The organism is Variovorax sp. MPBD4-3, assembly GCF_058809745.1.
The window spans coordinates 114708-124447 of record NZ_JBXASW010000009.1 but is presented as its reverse complement, the minus strand read 5'-3'; the positions used below and the strand labels follow the sequence as shown (position 1 = coordinate 124447).

Genomic DNA, 9740 nt, shown 5'->3' with positions numbered 1-9740 from the left:
CGCGTGGAATGAAACGAAGCTGCGGAAGAGGTTGACGAGCCTTACCCCTGGCACTGACTACGCAGTTAGGGCTGCTTGGTTCCCCACCTGACCCGGTTGGCCACTTCACCATGCAGGGAGGCCCGTCAGCTCGTATTGTAACCCCCCAGGATGCGCGCACTTCGTGTCGCTTCTCCTTCCCCCCTGCTGGGGGCGACACCTGAGGCCCGGCGAAGCCGGTTCCTCGGTGTCCCGCGAAAAGACAGGGGCTTTTTTGTTTGCGGGGGTGACGCGGGCTTGGGAGCGACGCTGCGCCTTTTAGAATGCCCGCAATGTCTTATCTCGTGCTCGCTCGCAAGTTCCGCCCGAAAACCTTCGGTGAGATGGTCGGCCAGGGGCATGTGGTGCAGGCGCTCGAGAACGCGTTGACGACGCAGCGCCTGCATCACGCCTATCTTTTCACCGGCACCCGGGGGGTCGGCAAGACCACGGTCTCGCGGATCCTGGCGAAGTCGCTCAACTGCCAGGGCCCTGACGGGCAGGGCGGCATCACGGCCACGCCGTGCGGTGTCTGCCAGGCTTGCCGCGACATCGATTCCGGCCGCTTCGTCGACTACACCGAGCTCGACGCGGCCTCTAACCGCGGTGTCGACGAGGTGCAGTCGCTGCTCGAGCAAGCCGTGTACAAGCCGGTGCAGGGACGCTTCAAGGTCTTCATGATCGACGAAGTGCACATGCTCACCAACACCGCGTTCAACGCGATGCTGAAGACGCTCGAGGAGCCGCCCGAGTACCTCAAGTTCGTGCTGGCCACGACCGATCCGCAGAAGGTGCCGGTCACGGTGCTGTCGCGCTGCCTGCAGTTCAACCTGCGGCCGATGGCGCCCGAGACGGTGCTCGAACACCTCACGAGCGTGCTGCAGACCGAAAACGTTCCGGCCGAGCCGCAGGCGCTGCGCCTGCTGGCGCGCGCGGCGCGCGGCTCGATGCGCGACGCGCTGTCGCTCACCGACCAGGCCATCGCATTCGGCAATGGCGAGCTTGTCGAGGCCGGCGTGCGGCAGATGCTCGGCAGCGTCGATCGCGGCCATGTGTTCCGCCTTATCGAGGCCCTGGCACAGGGCGACGGCAAGACGGTGGTCGAGACGTCCGAGGCGCTGCGCGTCGACGGCATGTCGGCCGCGTCCACGCTGGAAGAAATGACGGCCGTCCTGCAGGCCATGGCCGTATTGCAGGCCGTGCCCTCGCGCGCCGAGTCGGCCGATGCCGCCACCGACCCCGATGCCGCCGACACCGCGCGCCTCGCCGCGCTGATGCCTGCCGACGAGACGCAACTGCTCTACAGCCTCTGCCTGCACGGCCGTGGCGAGCTGGGCCTGGCGCCCGACGAGTACGCGGCGCTGACCATGGTGCTGTTGCGGCTCCTGGCCTTCAAGCCTTCCAACGCGGCTGCTTCGACAGCCTCCACGGAAAAAAAAACTCTGAATGAAGCCGCGGCTGCCGCGCCGCAGGCGCCGGCACGTGCCCCGGCGCCCGCTCCAGTCCCTGCGCCGGTCGTGCGCCCGCCGACCGAAACGCCGGCTGCCATGGCGCCAGCGGCAGCCCCGACATCGCCAACGGCACCGGCAGGGCAGCGCCTCGCCGTGGTCGACGAACCCCGCCGCCAGCCCGAGCAGCGCCCCGAGCCGCCCGAAACACCCGCCAAGGTCGTCGGCGTGCCCATCCGTGTGCAGCCTCCGCCCAGTGCGCGCGATGTTCCTCCCGCCGAAGGCTCGCAGCGCGTTCCCTACACGCCCATTCCCCAGAGCGAAGACGGCGATTTCTGGCACGCCACGGTCACTCAACTGGTTGCATCCGAAGCCATCAACGCCCTCACGCGCGAACTGGCGCTGCAGTCGCAGCTGGTGGGCCGCGACACCGACCAGTGGATGCTGCGCATCGAGCGCGAGACGCTCAACCAGCCCTCCAGCCGCGAAAAGCTGACGGCCGCGCTCAACGGCCTCGGCCACGAGGTCAAGCTCACGATCGAGATCGGCGCCGTGGTCGACAGCCCGGCCCGCCGCAACAGGCAGGCCGCCGACGAGCGCCAGCGCGTGGCCGAGGAGGCCATCTACAACGACCCCGAAGTGCAGGCGCTGATGCGCGACTTCGATGCGAAGATCGTCCCAGGAACCCTGAAACCGGCCTGAGCTTTCGTCTCTCTTATCCTTCTCCCATTTTTCCAACCCAACAATCAGGACCAACGATGTTCAACAAAGGACAACTGGCCGGCCTCATGAAGCAGGCGCAGGCAATGCAGGACAACCTCAAGAAGGCCCAGGAAGAACTGGCCCATATCGAGGTCGAAGGCGAATCGGGCGCCGGCCTCGTCAAGGTCGTCATGACCTGCAAGCACGACGTCAAGCGCATCACCATCGACCCGAGCCTGCTGGCCGACGACAAGGACATGCTGGAAGACCTGGTGGCCGCAGCCTTCAACGCCGCCGTGCGCAAGGCCGAGGAAACCAGCGAGCAGAAGATGGGCAAGCTCACGGCCGGCATGCCGGGTCTGCCGCCCGGCATGAAGCTGCCGTTCTAAGCGGTACATGGCCGACGCCAGTTCGCTCGACGCCCTGGTCGATGCGCTGCGCCGCCTGCCCGGTGTCGGCGCCAAGTCGGCCTCGCGCATGGCTTTTCATCTGCTGCAGCACGACCGCGACGGCGCGCAGCTGCTCGCGCGCGCACTGCAGCAGGCCGCGGGCAACGTGCGGCACTGCGAACTCTGCAACACATTCACCGAAGCGCCGATCTGCAGCGTCTGCATGGACTCGCGGCGCGACGTGAGCAAGCTCTGCGTGGTCGAGACGCCCGCCGACCAGGCCGCGCTGGAGCGCACAGGCGCATTCCGCGGCTACTACTTCGTGCTGATGGGCAAGCTCAGCCCGCTCGACGGCATCGGGCCCAACGACATCGGGCTGCAGAAGTTGTTCAACCGCGCGCTCGACGGCACGGTGAGCGAAGTCATCCTCGCCACCAACTTCACCGCCGAGGGCGAGGCCACCGCGCACGTGATCGGCGAAGCGCTCAAGCAGCGTGGGCTGACGGTGACGCGTCTGGCGCGCGGCGTGCCGGCCGGCAGCGAACTCGAATACGTGGACCTCGGCACCATCGCGCACGCGCTGGTGGACCGGCGGTAGCCACGCCGTCGCCGGAGACAAGACGACATGACTTTTTCACTGCTCACGGTTGCCTACTGGTGCGTGTTCATCGCCTGCGGCCTGCCGTACCTGGCCGCATGGATCGCCAAGGCGGGCAGCTTCGGTCCGCGCGACAACATGCAGCCGCGCGAATGGGCCGCCAAGCAGAGCGGCTGGCGCGCGCGTGCCAACAGCGCCCAGGCCAACAGCTTCGAAGGACTGCCGTTCTTCATCGGCGCCGTCATCATCGCGCACCAGCTTGGCGCGGCGCAGGGGCGGCTCGACATGCTCGCCATGGCCTACGTGGTGCTGCGCGTGATCTATATCGGCCTCTACATCAAGGGCATCGGCGGCGCGCGCAGCGCGGTCTGGGCGCTCGGTTTCCTCGTTAACGCGGCGATCCTTTTCATCGGTCGATAGCCCCGTGCGCAGGGCCTTCTGGAGGCCTTCATGCTTACGTGAAAACCCGCACGGGATGACCCCGATGCAGTCGCGTGATGCGGCCCCTAAGCTCGATTCAGTCCAGACGAATCACAGAGCCTCCAGGCACCGTTTCATGCTCCATCGCCGCGCCCTCATTTCCGCCTCCGCCATTGCCGCCGCAACCATCGCGTTGCCGCGTGTCTTTGCGCAACAGGCGAAGCTGGAGAAGACCAAGGTCTCCATCGCGGTGGGCGGCAAGGCGGCGTTCTACTACCTGCCGCTGACCATCTCCGAGCAGCTCGGCTACTTCAAGGCCGAGGGGCTGGACGTGGAAATCTCCGACTTCGCCGGCGGCGCGCGTGCGCTGCAGGCCGTGGTCGGCGGCTCGGCCGACGTGTGCTCCGGCGCGTACGAACACACCATCAACCTCCAGGCCAAGAACCAGTTCTTCCAGGCCTTCGTGCTGCAGGGCCGCGCACCGCAGATCGCGGTGGGCGTGTCGACCAGGAACATGGCCGGCTACACCGGCATCCAGGATCTCAAGGGGAAGAAGATCGGCGTCTCGGCACCGGGCTCGTCGACCAACATGGTGGCCAACCTCGTGCTGTCGCGCGGCGGGCTCAAGGCCAGCGACGTGAGCTACATCGGCGTGGGCGTGGCGGCCGGCGCGCTCACCGCGCTGCGCTCGGGCCAGATCGACGCCATCAGCAACACCGACCCGGTGATGACGATGCTCGAGCAGAAGGGCGATGTGAAGATCATCAGCGACACGCGCACGCTCAAGGGCACGCAACAGGTGTTCGGCGGCACGATGCCGGCGGCCTGCCTGTACGCGTCGGCCGATTTCATCCAGAAGAATCCCAACACCTGCCAGGCGCTGGCGAACGCCATCGTGCACGGGCTCAAGTGGCTGCAGACGGCAGGGCCGGGCGACATCATCAAGACGGTGCCGGAGACCTACCTGCTCGGCGACCGCGCGCTGTACCTCGCGTCCTTCGACAAGGTGCGCGAGTCGATCGCGACCGACGGCCTCGTGCCGGCCGACGGCCCCAAGACCGCGCTCACCGCCATCGCCAGCTTCGACACCACGGTGAAGGCCGACAAGATCGACCTCGCCAAGACCTACACCAACGATTTTGCAAGGCGCGCGAAAGACAGGTTCAAAGCCTGATTCCGAACGTCCCCGCGACCCGGCTCAGGCCGGGTTTTTTCTGCCCCGTCCGACCATGTCCGACCACGCACTCGAACTCCTCTCCATCAGCTGCACCTTCCATTCGAAGGACGATCCGGGCCAGCGCTACACGGCGGTGGCCGACACCACGCTGCGCATCAAGGCCGGGGAGTTCGTGTCGGTGGTTGGCCCCACGGGCTGCGGCAAGTCGACGCTGCTGAACGTGGGCGCGGGGCTGCTGCAGCCCTCGTCGGGCACGGTCAAGGTGTTCGGCAAGACGCTGGAGGGCGTCAACGCGCGCGCGGGCTACATGTTCCAGACCGAGGCGCTCATGCCCTGGCGCAGCGCCATCGACAACGTGATGGTCGGGCTGCAGTACCGCGGCGTGCCCGACGCCGACGCGCGCCGGCAGGCCGACGCCTGGTTGGCGCGCGTGGGCCTGTCGGGCTTCGGCGATCGCTATCCGCACCAGCTCTCCGGCGGCATGCGCAAGCGGGTGGCGCTGGCGCAGACGCTGGTGCTCGACCCCGACATCATCCTCATGGACGAGCCCTTCAGCGCGCTCGACATCCAGACGCGCCAGCTGATGGAGAACGAGGTGCTCGACCTCTGGAGCGCGAAGAAGAAGGCGGTGCTGTTCATCACGCACGACCTCGACGAAGCGATTGCGATGAGCGACCGCGTGGTGGTGCTTTCGGCCGGGCCGGCGACGCGCCCCATCGGCGAATTCGCCATTGACCTGCCGCGCCCGCGCGACGTGGCCGAGGTGCGCACGCAGCCGCGCTTCGTCGAGCTGCACACGCAGATCTGGGAGGTGCTGCGCGACGAGGTGCTCAAGGGCTATGCGCAGCAACTGAGGAAGGCCGCCTGATGTCGCGCGCTCACTTCGGCCTCAACGAGCGCAATGCGCGCTTCTGGCAACTGGCGCTGCTGGTAATGATTCTTGTCGCGTGGCACCTGGCGTCGCGCAACCAGCAGTTCGCTTTCTTCGTGGGCGAGCCGATCCAGGTGGCGGGGCGCATCTGGAGCTGGTTCCTGCCGTTCGATGTGCCGGCCAATGTGCTCTTTCCTGAAGGGCTCAAGGGCAACGCCGACATCTACCTGCACCTGGGCACCACGCTGCTGGAGACGGTGCTGGCCTTCGGCATCGGCACGGTGCTGGGCCTGGCGTGCGGGCTGTGGCTCGCGCTGGCGCCGACCGCGAGCCTGATACTCGACCCCTACATCAAGGCCGCCAACTCGATGCCGCGCGTGATCCTCGCGCCCATCTTCGCGCTGTGGTTCGGCCTGGGCATCTGGAGCAAGGTGGCGCTGGCCGTCACGCTGGTGTTCTTCATCGTGTTCTTCAACGTGTACCAGGGCGTGCGCGAGGTGAGCCCCGTGGTGCTGGCCAACGCGAAGATGCTGGGCGCCAACCAGCGGCAGCTGCTGCGTACCGTGTACCTGCCGAGCGCGACCAGCTGGGTGTTTTCCAGCCTGCACACCTCGGTCGGGCTGGCTTTCGTCGGGGCGGTGGTGGGGGAGTACCTGGGCTCGGCGCGGGGCGTGGGCTATCTCATCCTGCAGGCGGAGGGCACCTTCGACGTCAACACGGTGTTCGCGGGCATCGTGGTGCTCACGGCCTTTGCGCTGGTGCTCGACGGCATCGTCGGGCTGATCGAGAGGCGCCTCATGAAGTGGCAGCCCAAGACGGGCGAAACCGAGAAGCTCTAGCACCCCTCGTGCGATGATCCCGCGCGGCGCGCCGCAGCGACAAGGAGCGCCGCAACGACTTCACAGGGGTAGAGCATGAGCCACGACAACAAGCGGGCCACGACCTTGCGCTCGCGCAGCGAGGCCGCCAGGGTCTCGAACGAAGAACTGTTCTTCGACCTGGTCTACGCGTTTTCCGTCACCCAGCTGTCCCACTACCTGCTCGACCACCTCACGCTGCCGGGGGCGCTGCAGACGCTGGTGATGTGGTTCGCTGTATGGCTGGGCTGGCAGTACACGGCCTGGACCACCAACTGGTTCAACCCCGGCGCGCTGCGCATCCGCGGCGTGCTGTTCGCGATCATGCTGCTGGCCATGGTGATGGCCTCGGCGCTGCCGGGCGCCTTCGCGGAGCGGGGGCTGGTGTTCGCGCTGTGCTTCGTGGGGATCCAGGCGGGGCGCACGCTGTGCATGTTGATCGCCATCGGCCCCAACGACCCGCTCACGCCCAACTTCCGCCGCCTGCTGGCATGGAACTGCGTGGCCGGCGTGTTCTGGATCGCGGGCGGTTTCGCGCAAGGCGAGGCGCGCCTTGCGCTCTGGTTCTGCGGCGTGCTGTGCGAGTACGTCGCACCGATGATCGGCCTGCGCTTTCCGGGCCTGGGCCGTTCGCTGACGAGCGACTGGACCATCGACGGCGGCCACCTGGCGGAGCGCTGCCAGCTCTTCGTAATCGTGGCGCTGGGCGAATCGGTGCTGGCCACCGGCATCGCCTTCGGGCACCACGCCGAATGGCACGGCGCAGACCTGTTCGCGCTGATGGTGGGCTTCTCGGGCAGCCTGGCGATGTGGTGGATGTACTTCGACACCAGCGCCAAAGAGGCGACCCATGCCATCGAGCATTCGGCCGACCCCGGCGGCATCGGCGCCAAGTTCCACTACACGCACGTGATCCTGGTGGCGGGCATCATCGTGTGCGCGGTGGCCGACGAGCTGACGATCAACGAGGGCTCGCACCACGCCGAGCTCAAGTACCTCGGCGCGCTGATCGGCGGGCCGGCGCTCTACCTGTTCGGCAATGCGCTGTTCAAGCGCGTGGTGCGCGGCTTCTTGCCGCAGTCGCACCTGTACGGGCTGGGCCTGCTGGCCGTGCTCGCGGTGTTTGCGCCGCACCTGTCGGTGATCGTGGTGGGCACGCTCACCACGCTCGTGATGATTGCCGTGGCCGCGCTCGAAGCCGTGGTGCGCCGCAGGGCGTGGGCCGCGACGCCCACGCACTGAAGAGAGGGCTTCTCAGCGCTTCTTCTTTGCCGGCGCGCCGCCGCGCTTCTCGCGCACCACCTGTTGCTTGCTGCTCGCGGGCACCTTGGCGATGTTGGCGCCGCGAGCCGCCGTGGGCCTTGCTGCCTGCTTCGACGATGCCGCCACATGGCCGCGCGCGGGCGGAATGCCGGTGCCCACTCGCGCCGCGACGGTCGCGCGGATCGGCAGGTACACCACCACGCTGTAGCCGCGCTTGAACGCGTGGTTGGGCTTCACGTCGTTCCATTCGGCGACGGCGGCGGGCTTGAGGTTGTAGCGCCGCGCAATGGAGGCCACGTTGTCGGCGCGGCCCGCCTTCACGGTGGTGCGGCGGGTGACGATCTCGGGCTGGAAGCTCAGGTGTCCGCCATCGGCCACCACGGCGGCCACGTCTTCCTTCACGCGGGCGCCGCGCGGCACGATCAGCGTCGAGCCGGCCTTGATGAGCATGCGCGGCGGCACGTTGTTGATGGCGCGCAGGTCGGCTTCGCTCATGCCCGAGCGTTGCGCGGCGTCGGCCACGGTCATCGTGTTGGGCACGACCCAGGCGGTCCAGCTGGCGTACTGGCCTTGCGCGTAGGCGTCGAAGTTGCGCTGGAACACGGCCGCGTTGTCCCACGGCAGCAGGATCTGCGGCGTGCCGGCGGCAATGAGCACAGGCTTGTGCGCGGCCGGGTTCAGCGCGCGGAAGTCCTCCAGGCGAACGTCTGCCAGCTTGGCGGCCAGCTCCACGTCGAGGTCGCGCGTGAGCGTGACGGTCTGGAAGTACGGGTGGTTGGCGATCAGCGGCAGCTCGGTGTTGAACGCCTGCGGGTTGGCCACGATGTTCTTCACGGCCTGCAGCTTGGGCACGTACATGCGCGTCTCGGCGGGCATGGTGAGGTCGCTGTAGGTGGTGGGCAGGCCCAGGCGCTGGTTCTTGGCGATGGCGCGGCTCACGCTGCCTTCGCCCCAGTTGTAGGCGGCCAGGGCCAGCTGCCAGTCGCCGAACATGCCGTAGAGCTTCTGCAGGTAGTCGAGCGCGGCGCGGGTGGAGGCCACCACGTCGCGGCGGTCGTCGCGGAAGATGTTCTGCTTCAGGTCGAAGTCTGTGCCGGTGGCCGGCATGAACTGCCACATGCCCGCGGCGCGCGCGCTGGAGATGGCCTGCGGGTTGAACGCGCTCTCGATGTAGGGCAGCAGCGCGAGCTCGGTCGGCATGTTGCGGCGCTCGAGCTCCTCGACGATGTGGAAGATGTACTTGTTAGAGCGCTCGGTCATGCGCTGGATGTAGTCGGGCCGGCTGGCGTACCACTGCTCGCGGTCGCGCACGAGGTCGTTGTCCAGGTTGGGCATCTTGAAACCGCGGCGGATGCGGTCCCACATGTCGGCGGGCGGGGCGAGCGTGACGACGCTCTGCGAATGGGCCTGGCTGGTGGCAAGCGGGGAGAGGGCGTCGCGCGGGTAGACGGGGCTTGCGCTGCCGCCGGCGGTGGCGCCGGCTCTGGGGGAGGAGGAAGACGGTGTGGAGCTGTTGTTCGTGCCCGCGCAGCCCGCGAGCACCAGTGAACCTGCAAGGCAGGTGGCAGCAATCAGTTTCATCGGAAGTCGTTTTTCCATTGGCGCAGTGCGGCGAACACGTCGGCCTCGGCTGCATCTGCAGCCAGCTCGGCGTGGGCACGCACCGCTCGAAGGACAGTGGCTTCGCGGCTGCGAAGAAAGGGGTTGATCAGGCGTTCGGTCGCCAGTTGCGAAGGCAGCGTGGGCTGCCCCTGTGCGCGCAGGCTTTCGCAGCGCGCGTTGTAGTGAGTCAGATCGGCGTTGGCCGGTTCCACCGCAAGGGCGAAACGCAGGTTAGAAAGTGTGTACTCGTGGGCGCAGCACACGCGCGTTTCGCCGGGCAGCGCCGCGAGCTTGTCGAGCGAGGCCAGCATCTGCGTGGGCGTTCCCTCGAAGAGGCGGCCGCAGCCGCCCGAGAAAAGTGTGTCGCCACAGAAGAGAAGCGGGGGCGGGGGGGG

Annotated in this window: 10 protein-coding genes and 1 other RNA gene; 8 read left to right on the top strand and 3 right to left on the bottom strand. The window is 67.5% G+C overall.

Annotation, left to right across the window (positions count from 1 at the left end):
* Positions 1-30 precede the first annotated feature (30 nt).
* An RNA gene (ffs, locus tag AC1RVW_RS08090) (signal recognition particle sRNA small type) lies at positions 31-127 on the bottom strand.
* Positions 128-311: 184 nt separating this feature from the next.
* Between ffs and dnaX the strand changes: the two genes are divergently transcribed.
* From dnaX to AC1RVW_RS08050, 8 genes are all read left to right on the top strand, one after another.
* Complete coding sequence (gene dnaX / locus AC1RVW_RS08085) at positions 312-2168, top strand: DNA polymerase III subunit gamma/tau (protein ID WP_493199180.1); 1857 nt, start codon at positions 312-314, stop codon at positions 2166-2168.
* 56 nt (positions 2169-2224) lie between these two features.
* A complete protein-coding gene (locus tag AC1RVW_RS08080; RefSeq protein WP_007836669.1) occupies positions 2225-2557 on the top strand; it encodes a YbaB/EbfC family nucleoid-associated protein in 333 nt (110 codons plus the stop codon).
* A 7-nt stretch (positions 2558-2564) separates the two neighbouring features.
* On the top strand, positions 2565-3155 hold the full coding sequence (gene recR / locus AC1RVW_RS08075) for a recombination mediator RecR (protein WP_493199178.1): 591 nt from the start codon (positions 2565-2567) through the stop codon (positions 3153-3155).
* Between the two features lie 27 nt (positions 3156-3182).
* Entirely contained in the window at positions 3183-3575 is a 393-nt protein-coding gene (locus AC1RVW_RS08070) for an MAPEG family protein (protein WP_081266266.1), read from the top strand.
* Between the two features lie 136 nt (positions 3576-3711).
* Complete coding sequence (locus AC1RVW_RS08065; RefSeq protein ID WP_081266267.1) at positions 3712-4749, top strand: ABC transporter substrate-binding protein; 1038 nt, start codon at positions 3712-3714, stop codon at positions 4747-4749.
* Between the two features lie 55 nt (positions 4750-4804).
* Positions 4805-5620 carry an ABC transporter ATP-binding protein gene (locus tag AC1RVW_RS08060; protein ID WP_081266268.1) on the top strand — a complete coding sequence of 272 codons (816 nt, stop codon included), beginning with the start codon at positions 4805-4807 and terminating at the stop codon, positions 5618-5620.
* Positions 5620-6462: an ABC transporter permease gene (locus AC1RVW_RS08055; RefSeq protein ID WP_493199174.1), complete on the top strand. Its 843-nt coding sequence runs from the start codon at positions 5620-5622 to the stop codon at positions 6460-6462. Before AC1RVW_RS08060 ends, AC1RVW_RS08055 begins: the two co-directional genes overlap by 1 nt.
* Before the next feature lie 75 nt (positions 6463-6537).
* Entirely contained in the window at positions 6538-7722 is a 1185-nt protein-coding gene (locus tag AC1RVW_RS08050) for a low temperature requirement protein A (RefSeq protein WP_106934289.1), read from the top strand.
* A 12-nt stretch (positions 7723-7734) separates the two neighbouring features.
* Here AC1RVW_RS08050 and AC1RVW_RS08045 read toward each other — a convergent pair whose 3' ends face one another.
* Together AC1RVW_RS08045 and AC1RVW_RS08040 are read right to left on the bottom strand one after the other, a co-directional pair.
* On the bottom strand, positions 7735-9324 hold the full coding sequence (locus AC1RVW_RS08045) for a transglycosylase SLT domain-containing protein (protein WP_493199172.1): 1590 nt from the start codon (positions 9322-9324) through the stop codon (positions 7735-7737).
* Positions 9321-9740: hydroxyacylglutathione hydrolase C-terminal domain-containing protein (locus tag AC1RVW_RS08040; RefSeq protein WP_493199170.1), on the bottom strand; the 420-nt coding region annotated here is incomplete at its 5' end. The genes AC1RVW_RS08040 and AC1RVW_RS08045, both read right to left, overlap by 4 nt.

Bases quoted from the DNA above. Each gene is read 5' to 3' on its own strand.
- dnaX (WP_493199180.1), top strand. From the start codon at position 312: ATGTCTTATCTCGTGCTCGCTCGCAAGTTCCGCCCGAAAACCTTCGGT.
- AC1RVW_RS08080 (WP_007836669.1), top strand. From the start codon at position 2,225: ATGTTCAACAAAGGACAACTGGCCGGCCTCATGAAGCAGGCGCAGGCA.
- recR (WP_493199178.1), top strand. From the start codon at position 2,565: ATGGCCGACGCCAGTTCGCTCGACGCCCTGGTCGATGCGCTGCGCCGC.
- AC1RVW_RS08070 (WP_081266266.1), top strand. From the start codon at position 3,183: ATGACTTTTTCACTGCTCACGGTTGCCTACTGGTGCGTGTTCATCGCC.
- AC1RVW_RS08065 (WP_081266267.1), top strand. From the start codon at position 3,712: ATGCTCCATCGCCGCGCCCTCATTTCCGCCTCCGCCATTGCCGCCGCA.
- AC1RVW_RS08060 (WP_081266268.1), top strand. From the start codon at position 4,805: ATGTCCGACCACGCACTCGAACTCCTCTCCATCAGCTGCACCTTCCAT.
- AC1RVW_RS08055 (WP_493199174.1), top strand. From the start codon at position 5,620: ATGTCGCGCGCTCACTTCGGCCTCAACGAGCGCAATGCGCGCTTCTGG.
- AC1RVW_RS08050 (WP_106934289.1), top strand. From the start codon at position 6,538: ATGAGCCACGACAACAAGCGGGCCACGACCTTGCGCTCGCGCAGCGAG.
- AC1RVW_RS08045 (WP_493199172.1), bottom strand. From the start codon at position 9,324: ATGAAACTGATTGCTGCCACCTGCCTTGCAGGTTCACTGGTGCTCGCG.